General features: G+C 71.3%; 14 protein-coding genes and 3 pseudogenes. 2 read left to right on the top strand and 15 right to left on the bottom strand.

The features are described from left to right. The coding region (locus ACTWQJ_RS11740; RefSeq protein WP_443306575.1) for an AMP-binding protein at positions 1–885 on the bottom strand (885 nt) is incomplete at its 3' end. Beyond that, complete coding sequence (locus tag ACTWQJ_RS11745; RefSeq protein WP_443306576.1) at positions 882–1,991, bottom strand: nitronate monooxygenase; 1,110 nt, start codon at positions 1,989–1,991, stop codon at positions 882–884. The genes ACTWQJ_RS11745 and ACTWQJ_RS11740, both read right to left, overlap by 4 nt. A gap of 180 nt (positions 1,992–2,171) precedes the next feature. On the opposite strand from ACTWQJ_RS11745, the gene ACTWQJ_RS11750 reads away from it, so the two are divergent. Next, the gene (locus ACTWQJ_RS11750; protein ID WP_443306577.1) at positions 2,172–3,947 is read left to right on the top strand and encodes a serine hydrolase; all 1,776 of its coding nucleotides are present in this window, start codon (positions 2,172–2,174) and stop codon (positions 3,945–3,947) included. 92 nt (positions 3,948–4,039) lie between these two features. Here ACTWQJ_RS11750 and ACTWQJ_RS11755 read toward each other — a convergent pair whose 3' ends face one another. From ACTWQJ_RS11755 to ACTWQJ_RS11765, 3 genes and pseudogenes are all read right to left on the bottom strand, one after another. Beyond that, positions 4,040–5,617: a phytoene desaturase family protein gene (locus ACTWQJ_RS11755; RefSeq protein WP_443306578.1), complete on the bottom strand. Its 1,578-nt coding sequence runs from the start codon at positions 5,615–5,617 to the stop codon at positions 4,040–4,042. Positions 5,618–5,669: 52 nt separating this feature from the next. After that, the gene (locus tag ACTWQJ_RS11760) at positions 5,670–7,895 is read right to left on the bottom strand and encodes a tetratricopeptide repeat protein (protein WP_443306579.1); all 2,226 of its coding nucleotides are present in this window, start codon (positions 7,893–7,895) and stop codon (positions 5,670–5,672) included. Beyond that, positions 7,877–8,545 (bottom strand): annotated as a pseudogene (locus tag ACTWQJ_RS11765) (oxygenase MpaB family protein). The gene ACTWQJ_RS11760 and the pseudogene ACTWQJ_RS11765 overlap by 19 nt, the downstream one beginning before the upstream one ends. A 487-nt stretch (positions 8,546–9,032) precedes the next feature. Between ACTWQJ_RS11765 and ACTWQJ_RS11770 the strand changes: the two are divergent. Continuing rightward, complete coding sequence (locus tag ACTWQJ_RS11770; RefSeq protein WP_443306580.1) at positions 9,033–9,236, top strand: hypothetical protein; 204 nt, start codon at positions 9,033–9,035, stop codon at positions 9,234–9,236. Here ACTWQJ_RS11770 and mshA read toward each other — a convergent pair. The 10 genes and pseudogenes from mshA to ACTWQJ_RS11820 all read right to left on the bottom strand — a co-directional run bounded on the left by mshA (position 9,221) and on the right by ACTWQJ_RS11820 (position 21,773). Next, positions 9,221–10,597 (bottom strand): D-inositol-3-phosphate glycosyltransferase, encoded by a 1,377-nt coding sequence (mshA, locus tag ACTWQJ_RS11775; RefSeq protein ID WP_443306581.1) that lies wholly within the window; start codon positions 10,595–10,597, stop codon positions 9,221–9,223. The two genes, ACTWQJ_RS11770 and mshA, sit on opposite strands and share 16 nt — an antisense overlap. Continuing rightward, positions 10,594–11,490, bottom strand: a complete 897-nt coding sequence (fdhD, locus tag ACTWQJ_RS11780; RefSeq protein WP_443306582.1) for a formate dehydrogenase accessory sulfurtransferase FdhD — start codon at positions 11,488–11,490, stop codon at positions 10,594–10,596. Before fdhD ends, mshA begins: the two co-directional genes overlap by 4 nt. A 72-nt stretch (positions 11,491–11,562) precedes the next feature. Continuing rightward, positions 11,563–12,405: pseudogene (moaA, locus tag ACTWQJ_RS11785) on the bottom strand (GTP 3',8-cyclase MoaA); the annotation flags it as partial. A gap of 4 nt (positions 12,406–12,409) precedes the next feature. Further along, a pseudogene (locus ACTWQJ_RS11790) lies at positions 12,410–13,759 on the bottom strand (L-serine ammonia-lyase); the annotation flags it as partial. Positions 13,760–13,826: 67 nt separating this feature from the next. Further along, entirely contained in the window at positions 13,827–15,089 is a 1,263-nt protein-coding gene (gene glyA / locus ACTWQJ_RS11795; protein WP_443306583.1) for a serine hydroxymethyltransferase, read from the bottom strand. Beyond that, positions 15,086–15,475: a glycine cleavage system protein GcvH gene (gcvH, locus tag ACTWQJ_RS11800; protein WP_443306584.1), complete on the bottom strand. Its 390-nt coding sequence runs from the start codon at positions 15,473–15,475 to the stop codon at positions 15,086–15,088. The genes glyA and gcvH overlap by 4 nt, the downstream gene beginning before the upstream one ends. A 41-nt stretch (positions 15,476–15,516) precedes the next feature. After that, positions 15,517–16,695 carry an NAD(P)/FAD-dependent oxidoreductase gene (locus ACTWQJ_RS11805; protein WP_443306585.1) on the bottom strand — a complete coding sequence of 393 codons (1,179 nt, stop codon included), beginning with the start codon at positions 16,693–16,695 and terminating at the stop codon, positions 15,517–15,519. Positions 16,696–16,962: 267 nt separating this feature from the next. Beyond that, on the bottom strand, positions 16,963–18,096 hold the full coding sequence (locus ACTWQJ_RS11810; protein ID WP_443306586.1) for an aromatic ring-hydroxylating oxygenase subunit alpha: 1,134 nt from the start codon (positions 18,094–18,096) through the stop codon (positions 16,963–16,965). Positions 18,097–18,115: 19 nt separating this feature from the next. Then, complete coding sequence (gene solA, locus ACTWQJ_RS11815; protein WP_443306587.1) at positions 18,116–19,264, bottom strand: N-methyl-L-tryptophan oxidase; 1,149 nt, start codon at positions 19,262–19,264, stop codon at positions 18,116–18,118. A 61-nt stretch (positions 19,265–19,325) separates the two neighbouring features. Beyond that, a complete protein-coding gene (locus tag ACTWQJ_RS11820; protein WP_443306588.1) occupies positions 19,326–21,773 on the bottom strand; it encodes a GcvT family protein in 2,448 nt (815 codons plus the stop codon). Between the last annotated feature and the right edge of the window lie 18 nt (positions 21,774–21,791).

The raw sequence follows: 21,791 nt of genomic DNA on the forward strand, positions 1-21,791 counted from the left end.
TTTCACATGGTCGGGGCAGGGCGCGGCGCCGTGGATGGCGTGCCGCATGGCGGAGACGTCGTAGCGCGCCTTCACGTCGTCGGGGAGGGCCAGCAGGCGGTGGAACTGGGTCGGGACCATGTGGGTGTGCGTGCACCGGTGGGCGTCGATGAGGCGGAGCATCTCCTGCGGGGTCCACTTGTCCATGAGGACCAGCTGGTGCCCGATGTGCAGGGACGCGCCCGCGAACTGGAGGACGGCCGTGTGGTAGAGCGGCGAGCAGACCAGGTGCACGTTGTCGTCGAAGGGCCTGATGCCGAAGATGCCGAGGAAGCCGCCGAGGTAGGCCTCTTCGGGGAGCTTGCCGGGCAGCGGGCGCCGGATGCCGCGCGGGCGGCCCGTCGTACCCGAGGTGTAGTTCATGACCCAGCCGAGGGTGCGGTCGGCGGGCGCCGACTCCGGTTGCCCGTCGAGGAGTTGGGCATACGGGCGGAAGCCCTCGACCTCGCCGACGGCGTACCGGTGGGTGGGCGGGAGGCCGGCCTCGTCGGCGGCGCGGCGGGCCTGTCCGGCGAAACGCTCGTGGGCGAGAAGAATCTTGGCGCCGGAGTCGGAGACGATCCAGGCGATCTCGGGGCCGACGAGGTGGTGGTTGACGGGAACGAGGTAGAAGCCGGCCTGGGTGGCGGCCAGGTACGCGGTGAAGAACTCGGCGGAGTTGGGGAGGACGACGGCGAAGGCGTCGCCGCGTTCCATCCCGGCCGCGCGCAGGCCGTGGACGAGGCGGTTGGCGGCGGCGTGCAGACGTCCGGCGGTCCACTGCTCGCCGTCCGGCGCGATCAGGACCGTACGGCCGGGGTCCTGGGCGGCCTGGGCCCAGAAACCGGCGGGGGATGTGCTCGTCACTGGCCGCTCCTTCCGGCGATGCGGTTGATGCGGTCCACGGCCTGCTCGAAGCCGCGGGTGAGGTCGTCGAAGACGGCCTGGACGCTGCGCTCGCTGGTCATCCGGCCGACGATCTGACCGACCGGCGTGCCGAGCAGCGGTTCCACCTCGTACCTCTGGATGCGCGACACCGCGTCGGCGACGAGCAGGCCCTGCAGCGGCATGGGCAGGGTGCCCGGTCCGGCGGGGTCGTCCCAGGCGTCGGTCCACTCGGTGCGCAGCTGGCGGGCGGGCTTTCCGGTCAGGGCGCGGGAGCGGACGGTGTCACCGGACTCTGCGGCGAGCAGTTTGCGGGTCAGGGCGGGCGAGTGCAGGTCGGCCTCGGTGGTGGTCAGCCAGATGGAGCCCGTCCACACTCCCTGGGCGCCGAGGGCGAGCGCGGCGGCCGCCTGCTGTCCGCTGCCGATGCCGCCGGCGGCCAGCACGGGCAGCGGGTCGACGGCGTCGACGACCTCGGGGGTGAGCACCATGGAGGCGATCTCGCCGGTGTGGCCGCCCGCCTCGTACCCCTGCGCCACGACGATGTCGATGCCGGCGTCCTTGTGCTTGCGTGCGTGCCGGGCGCTGCCCGCGAGCGCGGCGACCAGCACGCCCCGGTCGTGGGCGCGGGCGATGACGTCGGCGGGTGGTGAGCCGAGGGCGTTGGCGAGCAGCCTGATCGGGTAGTCGAAGGCGACGTCGAGCTGGGTGCGGGCGACCTGCTCCATCCAGCCGGTGATGCGCCATCCCGACGCCTCGCCGTCCGGGAGTTCCGGCACCCCGTACTTGCCGAGGGTGTCCGCCACGAACTGCCGGTGCCCCTGCGGGATCATCGCCTCGACGTCGGCCTCCGTGACGCCTTCGACCTTCTTCGCGGGCATGACGACGTCCAGGCCGTAGGGCCTGCCCTCGGCGTGGGCCTCGATCCAGTCGAGGTCGCGCTTGAGGTCGTCGGGGGCCGTGTAACGGACCGCGCCGAGCACTCCGAAGCCGCCGGCCCGGCTGATGGCAGCGGCGACGGCGGGGAACGGCGTAAAGCCGAAGACGGCGTACTCGACTCCCAGTTTCTTGCTCAGCTCCGTCTGCATGGGCGCAGGATGCCGCAGCCCGGCGGACGACGGAAGAGGTTTTCTGACGTGCCGTCAGATTTCTCGCCATCCCACACCGCCCGCACGCCCCATTGACACATCCCGCACCTGACAGGAAAGTTTCACTCCGCAAGGCGATCCCGGAAAGATACTTTCAGCCTGCGTACGGGAGGGTCCTCGATGGGCGAAGAGACGGCGACCGGCCTCACCCGACGTCAACTGGGCAGCCGCACCCTCGCCTTGGGCGGCGCCCTCGCCCTGGCGCCCTTCCCGGCGGGACCGGCCGCGGCCGCCCCGGCAGCATCGAGCCACCCGACCCTGCGCCACGGCTCGCCCGAACGCGCGGGGCTGCTCCCCAACCATCTGCGCCAACTCGTCACCGACGCCGAGGCGTTCCTCGGCCCCTCCCCCAAGTACCCCTGGTACGCCGGTGCCGTGCTGCTCGCCGGGCGCGGCGGGGTCGTGGCGCTGCACGAGCCGATCGGGATGGCGGTGCGCTATGCCGCGTACGACGAGAAGACCGACACCGGCGTCGAGTTCCCGGCCGGGGAGCAGATCCCGATGGCCGAGGACACCGTCTTCGACCTCGCATCCGTGTCCAAGCTGTTCACCTCCATCCTCGCCGTGCAGCAGATCGAGCGGGGGACGCTGGAGCTGGAGGCGGCGGTCGCCTCGTATCTGCCGGACTTCGCGGGCGGGGGCAAGCAGGACATCACGGTCCGTCAACTGCTGACGCACACCTCGGGATTCCGTGCGTGGATACCCCTGTACAACGCGCCGACGTACGAGGAGAAGCTCCGGCTGATCTGGAACGAGGCGCCGCTCAACGCACCGGGGACCACCTACCTCTACTCGGACCTCAACCTGATCTCCCTCCAGCTCGTCCTGGAGAAGATCACCGCTCGCACTCTGGATGCCCTGCTCCACGACGAGATCACTGCTCCGCTCGGGATGCACCGCACTCGTTTCAACCCGCCCGCCTCCTGGAAGCCGAGGATCGCCGCCACGGAGGACGCCCGAAAGCCCTGGTCGGGGCTGGACCGTGGCCTGGTGTGGGGCGAGGTGCACGACGAGAACGCCTTCAGCCTCGGCGGTGTCGCGGGCCATGCGGGGGTGTTCTCCAATGCTTGGGACCTGGCCGTGCTGGGCCGCACGCTGCTCAACGGCGGCCGCTACGGCCGGGAGAGCATCCTCCGGCCGGAGTCGGTGGAGCTGATGTTCACCGACTTCAACACTGCCTTTCCCGGGGACGAGCACGGCCTCGGCTTCGAGCTCTACCAGCACTGGTACATGGGCGCGATGGCCACCCCGCGCACGGCGGGACACACCGGCTTCACCGGCACCTCACTCGTCCTCGACCCGACGACCGACTCGTTCCTCGTCGTCCTCGGCAACTCCGTTCACCCCGTGCGCAGTTGGCGTTCCGGCTCCGCGCCCCGGGTCGCCGCCGCGAACACCCTGGCGCGTGCCGTACCGGTCCGCCCGGCGCGGGGACGTACCGCCTGGTTCTCCGGGATGGCGAGTGCGACCACCGCAACCCTCACGCTGCCCGCACTCGACACGTCCTCCGGCGGGGCACGGCTGCGCTGCGCCCTGTGGTGGGACACCGAGCCCCGGGCCGACGGGCTCCTCCTCGAGTCCTCCGCGGACGGCGGCGACACCTGGCAGCCGGTCCCGTTCACGACGGCACGCCACGGCGAGGAACCCGAGGCCCACCCGGCCGGCCTGGCCACCGGCTGGTCGGGACGCGTCTGGCACCGGCTGACGGCGGACCTCCCGTCGGCCCCACGGCTTGCGCTGCGCTGGCGGTACACCACCGACCGGCTGTACGTCGGCCGTGGCGCCTACGTCGACGCCCTGCGGGTCGAGGCCGGCGACACCGTCCTCTTCGACGAGGCGCGCCCTGCCGACGCGGCCCGCATCACGGCGACGGGCTGGGCCGCTTCCGCCGACTGACGGCCCGCGAAGCCCCGGCTCACCCCAGTCCGGTCGGCCCCGTCCGCCCCGGGATCACGCAGCGAAGCCGTCGGCCACCGCCGCACCGGGCGTCACCCGGCGAAGCCGTCGGCTCCCTCCAGCACCGCCATCGCCGCGTTGTGCCCGGGCACCCCGCTGACCCCTCCGCCGCGCACCGCGCCCGCCCCGCACAACAGCACGTTGGCGTGCCGGGTCTCCACTCCCCAGCGGCCGGTGCCTTCCTGGGCGTACGGCCAGGACAGCTCGCGGTGGAAGATGTTGCCGCCGGGCAGCCGCAGGTCACGCTCCAGGTCGAGCGGGGTCCTGGCCTCGATGCACGGCCGGCCGTCGGCGTCGGTGGCCAGGCAGTCGGCGAGGGGCTCGGCCAGGTGCGCGTCGAGCTGGTCGACGGTCGCCTTCAGCAGCGCGTCGCGCACGGCGTCGTTGTCCCGTGCGAACAGGCGGGCGGGGGTGTGCAGGCCGAACAGGGTGAGGGTCTGGTAGCCCCGCTCGACCAGGTCCGGGGCGAGGATCGTCGGGTCGGTCAGGGAGTGGCAGTAGATCTCGGACGGCGGGGCGCCGGGCAGTTCACCGGCCGCGGCCTGGGCGTACGCGGTGGCCAACTGCTCGTATCCCTCGGCGATGTGGAAGGTGCCGGCGAACGCCTCGCGCGGGTCGACCGACGTGTCGCGCAGTCGCGGCAGCCGCTTGAGCAGCATGTTGACCTTCAGCTGCGCGCCCTCGGCGGGGTCGGGCGGGGTGTCGCCGGTGAGCGCGGCCAGATCCTGCGGCGAGGCGTTCACCAGGACGTGCCGGGCGACGGCGACGCCCTCCCCGTCGTGGGTGCGGTAGGTGACCTCGGCGGTGCTGCCGTCGGTGGCGATCCGCAGCGCCTCGTGCCCGGTGGCGATGACCGCGCCCGCCCGGCGGGCCGCGCCGGTCAGCGCGCCGGTCACGGCGCCCATGCCGCCGACCGGTACGTCCCATTCGCCGGTGCCGCCACCGATCACGTGGTACAGGAAGCAGCGGTTCTGCCGGAGTTCGGCGTCATGGGCGTCGGCGAAGGTGCCGATCAGCGCGTCGGTGAGGACCACGCCCCGGACCAGGTCGTCGGCGAAGTGGTCCTCGACGGCGACGCCGATCGGCTCCTCGAAGAGCATCCGCCAGGCGTCCTCGTCGTCGATCCGGCGGCGCAGCTCGTCACGGGTGGGCAGCGGCTCGGTCAGCGTGGGGAACACGGCTCGGGCGACGCGCGCGGTCCTGCCGTAGAAGCGCTGCCAGGCCTCGTACTCGCGCTCGCCACCGGTCAGCCGGGCGAAGGCCGACCGGGTCCGCTGCTCGCCGCCGCCCACGAGCAGGCCGCTCGGGCGGCCGTCGCGCTCGACGGGCGTGTACGAGGAGATCGTGCGGGTGCGCAGACGGACGTCCAGGCCGAGATCCCGGACGATCTTCTGCGGGAGCAGGCTGACCAGGTACGAGTAGCGCGACAGCCGGGCGTCGACGCCGGTGAACGGGCGGGTGGAGACGGCGGCGCCCCCGGTGTGGTCCAGCCGTTCCAGCACCAGGACCGACTGTCCGGCCCGGGCCAGGTAGGCGGCGGCGACCAGGCCGTTGTGGCCGCCGCCGACGATGACGGCGTCGTACGCGCGATGTCCCTCGTGTGCAGGCATGGCTCTTCGTAACACGGGGTGATCCGCCTCGGCCAGAGCGGGCCGGTGCGGATCAGGCGTCACCGGCCGCCCGCTGCCGGCGCAGCACCGCGACCCTGCGGTACAGCTCGACCGCCTCCTGTCCGCGGCCGAGCTGTTCCAGGCAGTGGGCCTCGTCGTTGCGGCTGGCGAGGGTGTCGGGGTGGTCGGGGCCGAGGATGCGTTCGCGGGCGGCGGCCACCGTGCGGTACTGGGCCAGCGCGTCCGCCCAGCGGCCGAGCCAGCCCAGGCCGACCGCGACCTCGCGGCGGCTGACCAGGGTGTCGGGATGGTCCGGGCCGAGGACGCGTTCGCGGATCGCGCACACGTCGCGGGACTCGGCGAGGGCCTCCTCCCAGCGGCCGAGCCGACCGAGGTTGACGCCGAGGCCGTGCCGGGCGCGCAGGGTCTCGGGGTGGTCGGGGCCGTGCACGCGGGTGCGGTCGTCGATCAGGTCGCGGTACAGCTGCAGCGCCTGAGCACTGCGGCCGAGGCGGCCGAGGCTGATGCCGATCTCATAGCGGGCGGCGAGGGTGTCGGGGTGGTCGGGGCCCAGGGCCTGGGCCCGGGCCTCGGCGACCTCACGGTAGGTCTCCAGCGCCTCCGGCCAGCGCCCCAGCTGGCCCAGCGCGTAGGCGACCTCGTAGCGGGTGACCAGGGTGTCGGGGTGGCCGGGTCCGAGGACCCGGGCGCGGGCCGCGGCGACGTCGGACGCCATGCGGTACGAGTCCTCCAGGCGGCCCAGCCTGCTGAGGTTGAAGGCGAGGTTGTGCCGGCAGCGCAGGGTGTCGGGGTGGTCGGGGCCCATCGTGCGCTCCCGGGCGGCGAGCACCCGCGTGTACTCCTGGTGCGCGTCGAAGGGCCGCCCCAACTGGCCCAGCACGTAGGCCGTTTCCTGCCGGGCGGCGAGAGTGTCGGCGTGGTCGGCGCCGAGCACGCGCTCCCGGGCCCGGGCGACGTGCGTGTACTCACGCAGCGCGTCGGCCGCGCGTCCGGTGCGGCTGAGGGTGAAGGCGATCTCGTAGCGGCTGGCGAGGGTGTCGGGGTGGTCGGGGCCGAGGAGGTGCTCGCGTTCGGCGGCGACCGCGCGGTGCACTTCGCCCGCCTCGGCCCAGCGGCCCAGCCGCCCCAGGCTCAGGCCCGCGTTGTGGCGGCCGGCCAAGGCCGTGAGCACCTCCGTGGACGGGGTCGGCGGTGTGTCCGGGACGGGGGCGGGGATGCGGTCCGTGCCGGGGCGGGCGATCCACTCGCTGGTGAGCGCGGCGCCGGCGTCCGGCGGTGTGGTGCGCAGCACGGCGCCAGCCGCCTTGTGGCCGGTGGTCATGCCGCGGGTCCAGGACGGCAGCCGCGGTTCGCGGGCCGCCGGTTCGGGCGGCTGCGCGGTGACGACCGTCGGCACGTGAGCGGGCGTGGTGCGGCCCGTGCTGATCCTGTGCCCCAGCTCGGCGGCGTCGCGCGGACGGTGCTCCGGAAGCTTGGCCAGCAGATCCAGGATGATCTGCTCGAGGTAGGCCGGCAGCTCGGCACGGTGGGTGCGCGGTGGCGCGGGCGGCGTGTCGCGGTGGCCGACGAGGATCGCCCAGGCGTCGTCGAGGTCGAACGGCGGTACCCCGGTGGCGAGTTCGTACAGGACGCACCCCAGCGAGTACAGGTCGCTGCGCTGGTCGACCTCGTCGCCGCCGATCTGCTCCGGCGACATGTAGTGCGGGGTGCCCATCGCGACACCGGTGCCGGTCAGCCGGGAGGTGAAGCCGATGTCGGCCCCGAGGCGGGCGATGCCGAAGTCGCAGATCTTCACCGTGCCGTCGGTCAGCCGCACGATGTTGGCGGGTTTCAGATCCCGGTGCACGATGCCCTGCCGGTGTGTGTAGGCGAGGGCCGCGGCCACCTGGTCGGCGATGTCGACGATGTCGGGTACGGGCAGCGGATGGTGCTTGTTGTCCTCCAGGAGCTGGCTGAGGTTGCGGCCCTGCAGCAGTTCCATGACGAGGAAGAGGACGCCGTCGGACTCGCCGAAGTCGTGGACGACGGTCACGCCGCGGTGCTGGAGCGCGGCGGCCACCCGGGCCTCGCGGCGAAACCTTTCCCGCAGGACCCGGGTGAAGGACTGGTCGTGGTGCGGGCCGAGGGGTTTGAGGCACTTCACGGCGACGTGCCGGCCGAGCGACTCGTCGCGCGCCCGCCACACCTCGCCCATGCCCCCGCGCCCGATCAGGTCCAGCAGCCGGTACCGGCCCTGGATCAGCCTGGTCTCCCCCATCGCGTGCCGTCGCCCCCGTCGCTGTCCGCCGCGCCCTCCCCTGGCCCGTCCAGTATGGCGACCTGTGGTTCGAGTTTGTACGGTGCCGGGCGGGCGTCGGGGCCGAGTCGCGCCATCGCCCGCAGGATGTGCTTGGGCGGGAGTTGCCAGCGCGCCCGGGCGGGAACGGCGCGCAGCAGGGTGCCGGTGAGCCGCAGGTGGCGGGTGACGGTCGCGGGTGCGGGGGCCGCACGCCCGTACAGCTCGTGGGCGTACGACGGCAGGGATGCGTACGCCAGTCCGGCCACGCGCCGCCACAGCAGCTCGCGTGTCGGCACCAGCAGCGGGTGCGTCGGCGGCCGGCGCAGGAAGTCGTCGACGTCCCGCGCCTCGGGTCCGGCGGTGAGTTCGGGCCGCACCTTCACGAAGTAGGCGGCCATCTCCGCCCGGTCGGCGGGTACGGCGTCCGGGTCGAGGCCCACCAGGCGGGCGCTGACCCGGTGTTCGGCGATGTAGCGGTCGGCCTGGGCGTCGGTGAGCGGGTAGCCGGAGCGGCGCAGGACGTGCAGGTAGGAGTCGATCTCGGCGCAGTGCACCCACCGCGCGAGGATGCAGCGCCTGGAGGTAGAGCGCGCGGATGCCGGCGACCCACATCATCGGGTCGCCGGCATCTGCCAGGTCACGGACCGTGGATTGAACCCTCCCCAGCTGAAGCAGGGGGATTCCTGACTCAGGAAGCCTCGCAGGTCAGCAACCTGAAAGGGCTTACTCCCTCAAACACCAGCCGGGACGGAACCTGCCCGGTTTCTACAGCAAAGCCAGGTGGTGCGTGTGTTGGCTTGGTTCTCGCTCAACACGTTGTACGCGCTTGGTTCTCGCAACGCACAGCGCATAGCTTACCCGATCATGCGGCCAGGTGTGACCACTGCCACTGGTTGTCACCTCTTGTTGCTGCCGACCTGCGCTTTCGCCAACCAGCGGCAGCATCACACTGAGCCGACTACCGAGCCTTCTTGGCACATTGGCACAGGCCGACGGTTTCCCGCTGCTCGCGCCATCCACAACATCGACGACACTGATCGCACGCCTCGGAACACCGCTCTACTCCCGGTCCCTGCCCAAGTTGACAGTGGATCATTCACTCGAAAGTGTGCTCAGTTGCAGACGCTGCACGACTTCACCCGCTGGAAGCGCGAGGGGCGGCTGCTGCACTACAAGGCCGCCATTCAGCAAGCTCCACAAGAAGGCGGCCTCGACGATCTTGCCGAAGGCCGCCGTCGACACGTACGGCGGACGGGCGGTGTCGAGTTCGGCGGCGGCGACACGGAGCGCCGCCCCCTGCTCGATCACGAGATCCGGTGAAGCCGACGCTCGTGCAGGGCCGCCGTGTACACGTCTGCCGTGGCCGCTGCGGCCGTGGCCCAGCCGAAAGAGCGGGCATGCCGGACCGCGGCCTCGTTCATGCGGGCGGAGCGGGCCGGGTCGCCGGCGAAGCCGCACAGCGCCCGCGCGTAGTGCGCTGGATCGTGCCCTGGTACGAGAACGCCGCTCACCCCGTTTCGTACTGCCACCGGCAGGCCACCGACCTCGGCGGCGATCACCGGGGTGCCGCAGGCCTGCGCCTCGACGGCCACCAGACCGAAGGACTCGCTGTAGGACGGCATGACCAGGACGGACGCCGCCCGGTACCAGTCGGCGAGCTGGTCCTGGCCGACCGGCGGCCGGAACAGCACGACGTCCGAGATGCCGAGGCAGGCCGCCAGCTTCTGCAGTCCTTCCGGCTGGGCCAGACCGCTGCCGCTCGGCCCTCCCACGACCGGCACCACGATCCGCTCACGCAGCCGCGGCCGCTCCTCCAGCAGCCGGGCCACCGCGCGCAGCAGGACGTCCGGCGCCTTCAGCGGCTGTATGCGGCCCACGAACAGCGGTATGAGCGCGTCCTGCGGCAGCCCGAGGCGGGATCGGGCCGCGGACCGGCCGGCCTCGACACCACGGGCGTCGGGCCGGAAGCGCTCCAGGTCGACACCTGGGTGGACGACGGCGACCCGGCCGGTGTCGGCGTCGTAGTACCGGAGCAGTTCGTCTGCTTCCTTCTCGGTGTTCGCTATCAACCGGTCGGCGGCCCGTACAACTTGTGTCTCGCCGAACACACGGGCCGTCGACTCCGGGGTGTCGCCCTCGGCGAGGGAGGCGTTCTTGACCTTGGCCATGGTGTGCATGGCGTGGACGAGCGGGACGCCCCAGCGCTCGGCGGCGAGCCGGCCGACGTGGCCGGAGAGCCAGTAGTGGGAGTGGACCAGGTCGTAGTGGCCGGGGTGGTGGCCGGCCCAGGCCTGCGTCACGCCGTGGGTGAAGGCGCACAGCTGGGCGGGGAGGTTCTCCTTGGCGAGGCCCTCGTAGGGTCCGGCGTCCACGTGCCGTACCAGGACGCCGGGCGCGAGTTCGACGCTGGGCGGGAGCGCGGCCGAAGTGGCCCGGGTGAAGATCTCCACCTCGATGTCGATGGCGGCGAGGCGCTTGGCGAGCTCGACGATGTAGACGTTCATCCCGCCGGCGTCGCCGGTGCCGGGCTGGTGCAGCGGTGAGGTGTGCACGCTGAGCATCGCGACGCGGCGGGGGCGGCCGTGGGCGTCGGGCGGCCGCACCCGGGGCGGGCCGACGAGCGTGCTGCCGTGGGTACGGCTGTCCTGGAGCCCTTCGAGCCGGGTCATGTACTGGTTCACCTCTCCGGCCCTCCGGCCATGGGCCCGGCATGCAGGTCGAGGCGGTGCTCGCCCGCGTACACGTTCATGGAGCCGCCGCGCAGGAAGCCGACGAGGGTGAGCCCGGTCTCCGCCGCCAGGTCCACGGCGAGGGATGACGGTGCCGAGACCGCCGCCAGCAGCGGAATGCCCGCCATCACCGCCTTCTGCGCCAACTCGAAGGACGCCCGCCCGGACACCAGCAGAATGCTCCGGGACAGCGGCAGTTCGCCGGACTGCAGCGCGCGGCCGATCAGCTTGTCGACGGCGTTGTGCCGGCCGACGTCCTCCCGCAGGTCCAGCAGCTCGCCCTCGGGCGAGAACAGTCCGGCGGCATGCAGACCACCGGTCCGGTCGAACACCCGCTGCGCGGCCCGCAGTCGGTCGGGCAGGACCGCCAGCAGCTCGGAGGCGACCCGGACCGGGGGTGCGTCGGCGATCGGCCACCACGCCGTGGTCCGTACGGCGTCCAGGCTGGCCTTCCCGCACAGGCCGCACGACGACGTGGTGTACACGTTTCGCTCAAGCGTGATGTCGGGTACCGGCACGCCGGGGGCAAGCTGCACGTCGACGATGTTGTATGTGTTCGAGCCTCCCCCACTCTCGACTTCGCTCGAGCGGGAGGGACCCCCACGCGTGGCGCCCGCGCAGTACACGATGTTCGCCACATCCGAGGCCCGGCCCACGACGCCCTCGCTCACCAAGAACCCGGCGGCGAGCGCGAAGTCGTCCCCGGGCGTGCGCATGGTGATCGCCAGCGGCTTGCCGCCCAGCCGGATCTCCAGTGGCTCCTCCGCGACCAGCGTGTCGGGGCGCGTGCTCAGCGCACCGTCCCGGATCCGCAGCACGCGCCGTCGCTCGGTGACCCGTCCCATGGCCTCACTCCCAGTTCTGTCTGTGCACGTCGTTCCGCTCTACGCCTGGGGCGTCAGCCTCCGATGGCCGGCATCGGCCGGTCGGGCTGCAGGCAGGCAGGTGCGCACCTGGCCGTCGGCGGTGAGCCGGATGCGGTCGCAGGCCCCGCAGAAGGGGCGGGTGACGGAGGCGATGACGCCGGCCCGGGCCGGGCCCCCGTCGACGATCCAGCGTTCGGCGGGCGCGGAGCCGCGAGCCTCGTCCGGCTCAGGGGTGAGCGTGAAGCGGGTACGCAGGCTCTCCAGGACGTCCCCGGCGGTGATCATGCCGTCGCGCTTCCAGCCGTGCTGGGCGTCGAGGGGCATCTGCTCGATGAAGCGGAGCTCGTAGCCGTTCTCGACGGCCCAGGCGAGCAGCTCGGGCGCCTCGTCGCCGTTGAGGCCGGGCATGAGGACGGCGTTGACCTTCACCGGGGTGAGCCCGGCGGCGCGGGCCGCCGCCAGGCCCTCCAGCACCTCGCGGTGGCGGTCGCGCCGGATCAGGGCCTTGAAGACGGCGGACCGCAGAGTGTCCAGCGAGACGTTGATCCGGTCCGGACCCGTGGCGAACAGCGCCTCGGCGGTCCGCCGCAGGCCGATGCCGTCGGTGGTCAGCGACAGCTTGGGGCGTGGTGCGAGGGCGGCGCAGCGCTCGACGATGCCGACGAGGCCGGGGCGCAGCAGCGGCTCGCCGCCGGTGAAGCGGCCTTCCTCGACGCCGAGTTCGGTGACCGCGATGCGGATGAGCCGTACGGTCTCGTCGTCCGTGAGGAGATCGGGCTTGGTCAGCCACCGCAGGTCCTCTTCGGGCATGCAGTACGTGCAGCGCAGGTTGCACCGGTCGGTCGGCGAGACCCGCAGGTCGGTGGCGACGTGACCGAACGTGTCGATGAGCATGGCTGCGGGCGGTCTCTTTGTACTTGACCTTCATGTCGGCGCCGGTCTCCTTCATGGTCTTGATGACCTTGTCGAGGGAGACGTGGTGACGGCCGTCGCCGCGCAGGGCCATGCGGGCGGCGGTCACGGCCTTGACCGCGGCCATGCCGTTGCGCTCGATGCACGGGATCTGGACAAGGCCGCCGACCGGGTCGCAGGTGAGGCCGAGGTTGTGTTCCATGCCGATCTCGGCGGCGTTCTCCACCTGTTCGGGGCTGCCGCCGAGGACCTCGGCGAGACCACCGGCGGCCATCGAGCAGGCGGAGCCGACCTCGCCCTGGCAGCCGACCTCGGCGCCGGAGATGGACGCGTTCTCCTTGAAGAGCATGCCGATGGCGCCCGCCGCAAGCAGGAAGCGGACGATGCCGTCCTCGTCGGCGCCCGGCACGAAGTCGAGGAAGTAGTGCAGTACGGCGGGGATGATGCCCGCCGCGCCGTTCGTGGGGGCCGTCACGACCCGGCCGCCCGCGGCGTTCTCCTCGTTCACCGCCATCGCATAGAGGGTCACCCACTCCATCGCGCGGCCCGCCGGGTCGCCCTCGCTGCGCAGCGCCCGGGCCGCCGCCGCGGCCCGGCGACGGACCTTCAGGCCGCCGGGGAGGATGCCCTCGCGGCCCAAACCTCGGGAGACGCAGGCCTCCATGACCCGCCAGATCTCCAGCAGACCCGCGCGGATCTCCTCCTCGGTGCGCCAGGCCTTCTCGTTCTCCAGCATCAAAGCGGAGATCGACAGGCCGGTCTCCCCGGAGAGCCGCAGCAGCTCGTCACCGGTGTGGAACGGGTAGGCCGGCACCGTGTCGTCAAGCTTGATCCGGTCTGCGCCGACCGCGTCTTCGTCGACGACGAAGCCACCGCCCACCGAGTAGTACGTCTTCTCCAGCAGCGGCACACCGTCGGCGTCGTACGCGAAAAGGATCATGCCGTTGGCGTGGTACGGCAGCGAACGCCGGCGGTGCAGGACCAGCTGGGTCGAAGCGTCGAAGTCGATCTCGTGGGCCGGGCCGATCTCGGCACCGAGGAGACGGATGCGCCCGGTGCTGCGGATCCGCTCGACGTCCAGGTCGGCCTGCGCGACGTCGACCGTGTGCGGTTCGTTGCCCTCAAGGCCGAGCAGCACCGCCTTGGGGGTGCCGTGGCCGTGGCCGGTGGCACCGAGGGAGCCGAACAACTCCGCCCGCACCGCTGCGGTCTGGGCGAGCACGCCGTCCTGCTTCAGCCGGGCGACGAACATCCCGGCGGCGCGCATCGGGCCGACGGTGTGCGAACTGGACGGGCCGATGCCTATGGAGAACAGGTCGAAGACGCTGATTGCCACGCCATACTCCGAGGGATTGGAGAGGCGTGCCGAGCGGTCACGGGCACGCCCCTGCGGGAGGTGTCGGTTACAGGCCGGGGTAGAGGGGGTGCTTGTCGGCCAGGGCCTTCACCCGGGCCTTCAGCGCCTCCGCGTCGTACGACGGCTTCAGCGCCTCGGCGATGACGTCCGCGACCTCGGCGAAGTCCTTGGCCTGGAAGCCGCGGGTGGCGAGGGCGGGCGTGCCGATGCGCAGGCCCGACGTGACCATCGGCGGGCGCGGGTCGTTCGGGACGGCGTTGCGGTTGACCGTGATGCCGACCTCGTGCAGGCGGTCCTCGGCCTGCCGGCCGTCCAGCTCGGACTCACGCAGGTCGACCAGGATCAGGTGGACGTCCGTGCCGCCGGACAGGACGTTCACGCCGGCCTCACGGGCGTCGGCGGCCGTCAGCCGCTCGGCGAGGATCTTCGCGCCCTCGACCGTACGGCGCTGACGCTCCTTGAACTCCTCCGAAGCGGCGACCTTGAAGGACACCGCCTTGGCCGCGATCACGTGCTCCAACGGGCCGCCCTGGAACCCCGGGAACACGGACGAGTTCAGCTTCTTCGCGAAGTCCTTGCTGCGGGCGAGGATGATGCCGCCGCGCGGCCCGCCCAGCGTCTTGTGCGTCGTGGACGTCACCACGTCCGCGTACTCGACCGGGTTCGGGTGCAGACCCGCCGCGACCAGACCCGCGAAGTGCGCCATGTCCACCCACAGGTACGCCTCGACCTCGTCGGCGATCCGGCGGAACTCCGCGAAGTCCAGCTGCCGCGGGTACGCCGACCACCCAGCGATGATCACCTTCGGGCGGTGCTCCTTGGCCAGCCGCTCCAGCTCCGCCATGTCAACCAGACCTGTCTCGGAGTCCACGTGGTACGCGACCACGTTGAACTGCTTGCCCGAGAAATTGATCTTCATGCCGTGGGTGAGGTGACCGCCGTGGGCCAGGTCCAGGCCGAGGACGGTGTCGCCGGGCTGGGCCAGCGTGAACAGGGCGGCCTGGTTGGCGGAGGCACCCGAGTGCGGCTGGACATTGGCGTACTCGGCGCCGAACAGCTCCTTGACCCGGTCGATGGCGATCTGCTCGGCGACGTCGACGTGCTCGCAGCCGCCGTAGTAGCGGCGGCCGGGGTAGCCCTCGGCGTACTTGTTGGTCAGGACCGAGCCCTGCGCCTCCAGAACCGCGACCGGCGCGAAGTTCTCGGAGGCGATCATCTCGAGGGTGGACTGCTGGCGCTCCAGCTCGGCGTCGACCGCGGCGGCGACCTCGGGGTCGAGCTCGTGCAGGGGCTGGTTGAACAGGGTCATCGGCGGTCTCCTTGTGTGTGGGCGCAGTGGGCGGCATAGGCATCTGCGGACAGTGCGCCGGCGATGTTCTCGACCCGTAGCCTGAACAGCCAGCCGACGGTGTAGGGAGCGGCCGTGACGACGCCGGGGTCGTCGGCCAGCGCGGCATTGACTTCCAGGACCCGGCCCGAGGCGGGGGCGTACAAGCCGCTGACGGCTGTCAGTGACTCGATCTCTCCACAGCTCTCCCCCGCCTCGACCCAGGTACCGACTTCGGGCAGTCGGAGGTTGACGACGTCACCGAGGGCCTTCGCCGCGAACGCGGTGATGCCGACGGTGGCGTTGCCCTCGTCCACGACCAGCCACTCGTGATCCCAGGTGTAACGCAGGTGCCGCGGAATACTCATGGCGGTCTCCCGTGAGTGCAGGGGGAGTTGATGCGGGGAACTCATGAGACGGCGGCCGCGGCGGGGACGAGGGTGCGGCGGAGCCGGTTGAAGAACTTCGGCTGGTTGAGGGAGAGCACGGCGACGGCGGTGCCCTCGCGCCGGTAGACGGCCGTGAAGGAACGGCTGTCGACATCGCCCTCGACGACCTGGGGCTCGGCGCCGGGGGCGACGTGTCCGGCGAGCTGGATGCGCACCTGGTACTGGTCGGACCAGAAGTACGGCGCGGTGAGCGGGGCGGGGGCCGACACACCGGTCAGCAGCGTACGGGCGGCGGTCTTCGCCTGCTCGGTGGCGTTGCTCCAGTGCTCGATGCGGGCGTGCCGTCCGGTGAACGGGTTGGGGCAGCGGGCGACGTCACCGACGGCGACCACGCCCGGGACACCGGTCGAGCAGCCGACGTCGCACACCACGCCGTCGTCCACCTGCACGCCGGAACCGGCGAGCCAGTCGGTGGCGGGCCTGACACCCACCCCGACCACCACGATGTCGGCGGGCAGCACCCGCCCGTCCGCCAGCCGTACGCCGGTGACCCGGCCCTCGCCGACGAGTCCCGCCACGCCGGTTCCGCACAGCAGGCGAACCCCGTGATCGTTGTGGAGCGAGGAGCACACCAGCCCCATCTCGCGCCCCAGTTGGCGTTCCAGCGGTACGTCGAGCGCCTCGACGACGGTGACGTGAAGCCCGAGCCGGTGGGCGGTGGCCGCCACCTCGGCGCCGATGAAGCCGGCACCGATGACGACGACCCTGGGCAGGCCGTCCAGCAGCTCGGCGCGCAGGGCCTGGGCATCGTCCAGAGTGCGCAGGGTGTGGACACCGGCCAGCCCGTCCGTGCCAGGGAGCGTCCGGGGACTGGCGCCGGTCGCGACGACGACCCCGTCGGTGCGCACATGCCGTCCTCCGGCCAGGGTGACGGTCCGGGCGACGGGGTCGAGCCGCACCGCGCGCTCGCCGAGCAGCCACTGCACGTCCAAGTCCTCGTACTCGTCCGCGTCACCGAGCGCGAGCGCGTCGGCGTCGAAGTCCCCTCTGAGGAAGTCCTTGGACAGCGGCGGGCGGTCGTAGGGAGTGTGGCGCTCCTCCCCCACGACGACGATCTCGCCGTCGTAGCCCTCTGCGCGCAGCGCGCGGACCGTACTCAGGCCTGCCAGCGACGCTCCGACGACGGTGATGCTCCTCATGCCGACTCCAGACGGGGAGTTGTCTCACATAACACAACGACCTTCGCTATACGCAACATGCTTTCGGCGGGGTACGGGCGTTGTCAAGGGAGGAGGCGTATATCAATTTCCGATGACGCTCGATGTTGCGCTTTTTGCAACGGGAGGGTGAAAGGGAACTGCGCGCTCACGGTTACAGCGTCGGCTCGTCCGAAAGCCCCATGGCCCGTCCACCCGCCGGAGGGGCCGCAACAGCAGGTGGACGGGCGGCACTGGGGCGGGGAGGGGTCAGTGCGTGGGCCGAACCTCGAGCTTGTTCTGCAGCCAGGTGTGGAATTCGCCGATGTGGTGCTCGCTGGGCACCAGGACCCCACCCTCGGCGTACGCCCGCGAGCTCATCGCCGGCTGGGTGCGCTCACATGCGTCGAAGTCCTGCTGGTTGACCTGGTGGAACAGCTCCACCGAACGGTCCACGTCCTGGCCGCTCTCGACGACGTGCGGCAGATACAGCCAGTCGCACTCGACGATCGTGCGGTTGTGGGCCATCGGGTACATCCGGTGGAAGATCACGTGGTCGGGGACGAGGTTGATGAAGACCTGCGGCCGGACGGTGATGGCGTAATAGCGGCGGTCCTGGTCCTCGGCGACCCCGGGAATGCGGTCCAGGCCCTCGGAGCCGTCCACGGTGAAGCCGTGGACGTCCTCGCCGAACTCGGCACCGTGGCCCACGTAGTACTGGGCGGCGTAACCGTCCGCGAACTCCGGCAGGACTTCGGTGAGTTCGGGGTGGATCGTGGCGCAGTGGTAGCACTCCATGAAGTTCTCGATGATGAGTTTCCAGTTGGCCTTCACGTCGTAGGTGATACGGCGGCCCACCTGGAGGTTCTCGATGCCGTAGTGCTCGATCGACTCGAGATTGCCGAGCCGCTCGACGACCGCGCCCAGCACGTCCGCCTCGAAGGAGGGCGGGTTGTCGGCCAGGCACACCCACACATACCCGAGCCACTCCCGCACATGGACGTTGATCAGGCCGTACTCGACCCGGTCGATGTCCGGCATCGACGTCAGGTTCGGCGCGGCGACCAGCTTGCCGTCCAGGCCGTAGGTCCAGGCGTGGTACGGGCACTGGAAGGCGCGCTTGACCTCGCCGGACTCCTCGGTGCACAGCTTGGCCCCGCGGTGCCGGCAGATGTTGAGGAACGCCTTGATCGAGCCGTCCCGCGAGCGGGAGATCAGCACGTTCTCCCGTCCGACCTGGTAGGTGCGGAAGGCGCCGGGCTTGGCCAGTTCGGCGGCGCGGGCCACGCAGAACCACATGGCCTCGAAGACCCGCTCCTGCTCCTGGGCGAAGACCTCGGGGTCGGTGTAGTACTCGCCGGACAGCGTGGGGATCAGGCTGGGCGGCAGATTCGTGATGGTCATCGTGTCACCTTCGAAGACGTCAGACGCGCACGCGGCGGGGGTCGAACAGGGCAATGGGGTGGTCGGTGGTGCCTTCGGTGGCCAGATCGGCGAGGATCTCGCCGATGACGGGGACGAACTTGAACCCGTGGCCGGAGAATCCGCAGGCCACCGTCACCTGCGGATGCTCGGGGTGCCGGGCGAGGACGAAGTGCTCGTCCGGGGTGTTGGCGTACATGCAGGCCGCGGCCTTGAGGAAGCGGCCGGGCAGGGTGGGGATGCGCGGGCGCAGATACTCGGCCATGGCCGCGATCTCGTCCGGGTGGATCCGGCGGTCGAGGGTGTCGGGGTCGCTGGGGACGCCCTTGCGGAAGAAGGCGACCTTGGCGCCGCCGTCGGGGCCGTCGAGCGAGGGGAAGCCGTAGATCTGGGTTCCGTCCGGGGCCTCCCAGATGTAGACGGGGTGCCGGTCGGCGGTGAACAGGCCGGTTCCGCCCTCGGGCTGGAACCAGTACATGACCTGACGCTCCACCGTCACGCTCACGCCGAGGTCGGTCAGGAGCTTCGGCGCCCAGGCCCCGGGGGCGATGACCAGCCGGTCGGCGGTGTAGGCGCCGCGGTCGGTCACCACCCAGGCCCTGCCGCCCGGGCCGTCGGCCTCCCAGCCGAGGACCATCTCCGCGAAGTGCAGATCGGCGCCGTGGACCCGGGCCAGTTCCAGGTGGGCCGTGACGGTCGCCTCGGGCCGGGCGATGCCGGCCTTGCGCTCGTAGAAGGCGACGTCTTCCGCCGCCGGGTTGAAGGTGGGGAAGCGGCGCCGGATGTCGGCGGCGCCCAGGACCTCGTGGTCCAGGCCCCACTCGTGGGCGCTGCGCAGGGTGCCGGCGAAGGCCGCGCTGTCCTCGCGGCCGATCATGAGACCGCCGGTTTCGGTGAAGACCTCGCGCCCGGAGTCGGCGGCGAGCTTCCCCCACAGTTCGTGGGCGCGCAGCAGCAGCGGCACGTAGGCCGGGTCCTCGAAGTAGGCCTGCCGGTAGATCCGTGATCCGCCGTGGCTGGAGCCGAGGTTGTGGGCCGGGCCGAAGCGCTCCAGGCCGAGCACTCGCTGACCGCGGGCGGCGAGGTGATAGGCGGCTGCGCTGCCCATCCCGCCCAGGCCGACGACGATCACGTCGTACGAAGAGGCCATGTGTCCATCTCCTGGGAATCTTGCCGATGAGAGTGTTCTTCCGCTGGTGCTCGGGGCCGGTTCAGCGGCGGATGCGGGACATCTCGGGGTCGAACAGGGGCTCGGCGGCGGTGACGGCCGGGACTTTGGCGCCGAAGTACTCGATCTCCACCGGGGTTCCGGGGGCGGCGTGTTCGGCGGGCAGCCAGGCGTAGGCGATGGGTGCGCCGATGGTGTAGCCGTAGGCGGCGCTGGTCACATAGCCGACCGGGCGGCCGTCCACGTACACCGGTTCATGCCCCATCACCACGGACTGCTGGTCCTCGATGACCAGCGGTGTGAGTCGGCGGGTGACCGTCTCGTCGCTGATGCCCTCCAGCGCGGCCTTGCCGGTGAAGTGCTCTTTGCTGCGGCGGACGGCGAAGCCGAGACCGGCCTCGTAGGAGTTGTGCTCGGAGGTCATGTCATGGCCCCACGAGCGGTACCCCTTCTCCAGGCGCAGGCTGTTGAAGGCGCTGCGGCCGGCGGCGATGATCCCCAGCTCCTGTCCGGCATCCCACAGGGTGTCCCAGAGCCTGGCGCCGAGGTCGGCCGTCGTGTAGATCTCCCAGCCCAGCTCGCCCACGTAACTCAGCCGCATCGCGGTGACCGGGACGTCGCCGAGGTAGGCCTGCTTGGCCTTGAAGTAGCCGAATCCCAGGTGCGAGAAGTCGGTGTCGGTGAGCGGCTGCACGAGGTCGCGGGCGCGCGGGCCCCATACGCCGAGGCAGCAGGTGCCGGCGGTGATGTCGCGTACCTGCACGGAGCCGTCGCCGGGCAGGCGCCGGCGCAGCCAGTCCAGGTCGAGGTTGCCGTTGGCGCCGATCTGGAAGCGCTCGGCCTCTAGGCGGGCGATGGTCAGGTCGCTGCGGATGCCGCCAGCGGCGTCGAGCAGCAGGGTGTAGGTGACCGAGCCGACCGGCTTGTCGAGCTGATTGGTGGTCAGCTTCTGGAGGAAGGAGAGCGCTTCGGGGCCCGTGACCTCCAGCCGCTTCAGCGGTGTCATGTCGTACAGGGCCACGCGTTCGCGGGTGACGAGGGCCTCGGCGCCGGCGATCGGCGACCAGTAGCGGGACGCCCAGGCGACCCGGCCGGGGATGCGGGCCACCTCAGGCAGGGCGGCGTTGGCTTCGTACCAGTGCGGGCGTTCCCAGCCGCCGCCCTCCAGGAAGACCGCGCCGAGGGCCTCCTGACGGGAGTGGAAGGGGCTGATCCGCAAGGGACGCGGGGATTCCATGGGCTGCAACGGGTGCAGGATGTCGTACACCTCGACGAAGTTCTGGCAGCTGCGCTCGTGTACGTAGGAGGGCGCCAGCTGCACCTCCTCGAAGCGGTTGACGTCGCACTCGTGGACGTCGGTGCCGGGCCGGCCGTCGACCAGCCACTCGGCCATGGCCTTGGCCACGCCGGCCGAGTGGGTGACCCACACGGCCTCCGCGAGCCAGAAGCCCTGCACCTTGGGCGACTCGCCCATCAGCGGCATGCCGTCGGAGGTGAAGGAGAAGATGCCGTTGAAGCCCTCCTCGATCTTCGCGTCGGCCAGGGACGGGAGCAGGGCGAGGGAGTCGGCCCAGGCGCCCTCGAAGTCGGCCTCGGTGAACTCCAGCGAGGACGGCATCACGGCGTCACGCGGGTGCGCCACGTCGTCCAGGCTGACGGGCATGGGCCGGTGGGCGTAGGAGCCGATGCCGATCCGGTCGACGAGTTCCCGGTAGTACAGGCCTGCGTCCTGGTTGCGCAGGATCGGCAGGGACGCCTCGGTGCGCTCGTCGTTTCGCCCGGCGAGCAGCGGGAGCTCGGTGGTGCGGGCGTACTGGTGGGCCATGGGCACCAGTGGCACCGGCTGCCCGACCATCCGGCCGATCTTCGGTCCCCAGAAACCGGCGCAGGAGACCACGATGTCTGCCGGGAAGGTCCCCTGGTCCGTGACGACCGCGCTGACCCGGTCTCCGGTCGTCTCGATCCCGGTCACGGTGTGGTGGGCGTGGAACCGGGCTCCGCGGGCCGTCGCCAGGCGGGCCTGCGCCTCGCTCGCCCGCAGCGCCTTGGCCAGGCCGTCACTGGGGATGTGGAAGCCGCCGAGGATCCGCTCCGGGTCCAGCAGGGGGTGCAGTGCGGCGGACTCCTCGGGCGTCAGCAGGCGGCTGTCGACTCCCCAGGAGGTCAGCCAGCCGTGCCGGCGCTGGATCTCCGCGAGTCGTTCGGGGCTGGTGGCCACCTCCAGCCCGCCGACCTGCTTGAAGCACCACTGCCCGTCCAGGGTCAGCGCGCTGTACTTCTCCACCGTGTACCGGGCGAACTCGGTCATCGTCTTGGACCCGTTGGTCTGGAACACCAGACCGGGGGCGTGCGAGGTGGAGCCGCCCGTGGCGAAGAGCGGACCCTGCTCCAGAACGGTGACGTCCGTCCAGCCGCGTGCGGTCAGTTCGTCGCTGAGTGCGCACCCGACGATGCCGGCGCCGATGATGACCACCTTCGGCTGTGCCGCCATGGTCTTCCTCCAGATTCG

The sequence above is a fragment of the Streptomyces sp. KR55 genome (genome assembly GCF_052245645.1).
GTDB lineage: Bacteria > Actinomycetota > Actinomycetes > Streptomycetales > Streptomycetaceae > Streptomyces > Streptomyces flavusporus.

What these genes read in the sequence shown, in the direction of transcription:
- ACTWQJ_RS11745 (WP_443306576.1), bottom strand. Translation starts at nt 1,991, where the DNA reads ATGCAGACGGAGCTGAGCAAGAAACTGGGAGTCGAGTACGCCGTCTTC.
- ACTWQJ_RS11750 (WP_443306577.1), top strand. Translation starts at nt 2,172, where the DNA reads ATGGGCGAAGAGACGGCGACCGGCCTCACCCGACGTCAACTGGGCAGC.
- ACTWQJ_RS11755 (WP_443306578.1), bottom strand. Translation starts at nt 5,617, where the DNA reads ATGCCTGCACACGAGGGACATCGCGCGTACGACGCCGTCATCGTCGGC.
- ACTWQJ_RS11760 (WP_443306579.1), bottom strand. Translation starts at nt 7,895, where the DNA reads ATGGGGGAGACCAGGCTGATCCAGGGCCGGTACCGGCTGCTGGACCTG.
- fdhD (WP_443306582.1), bottom strand. Translation starts at nt 11,490, where the DNA reads ATGGGACGGGTCACCGAGCGACGGCGCGTGCTGCGGATCCGGGACGGT.
- glyA (WP_443306583.1), bottom strand. Translation starts at nt 15,089, where the DNA reads ATGACCCTGTTCAACCAGCCCCTGCACGAGCTCGACCCCGAGGTCGCC.
- gcvH (WP_443306584.1), bottom strand. Translation starts at nt 15,475, where the DNA reads ATGAGTATTCCGCGGCACCTGCGTTACACCTGGGATCACGAGTGGCTG.
- ACTWQJ_RS11805 (WP_443306585.1), bottom strand. Translation starts at nt 16,695, where the DNA reads ATGAGGAGCATCACCGTCGTCGGAGCGTCGCTGGCAGGCCTGAGTACG.
- ACTWQJ_RS11810 (WP_443306586.1), bottom strand. Translation starts at nt 18,096, where the DNA reads ATGACCATCACGAATCTGCCGCCCAGCCTGATCCCCACGCTGTCCGGC.
- solA (WP_443306587.1), bottom strand. Translation starts at nt 19,264, where the DNA reads ATGGCCTCTTCGTACGACGTGATCGTCGTCGGCCTGGGCGGGATGGGC.
- ACTWQJ_RS11820 (WP_443306588.1), bottom strand. Translation starts at nt 21,773, where the DNA reads ATGGCGGCACAGCCGAAGGTGGTCATCATCGGCGCCGGCATCGTCGGG.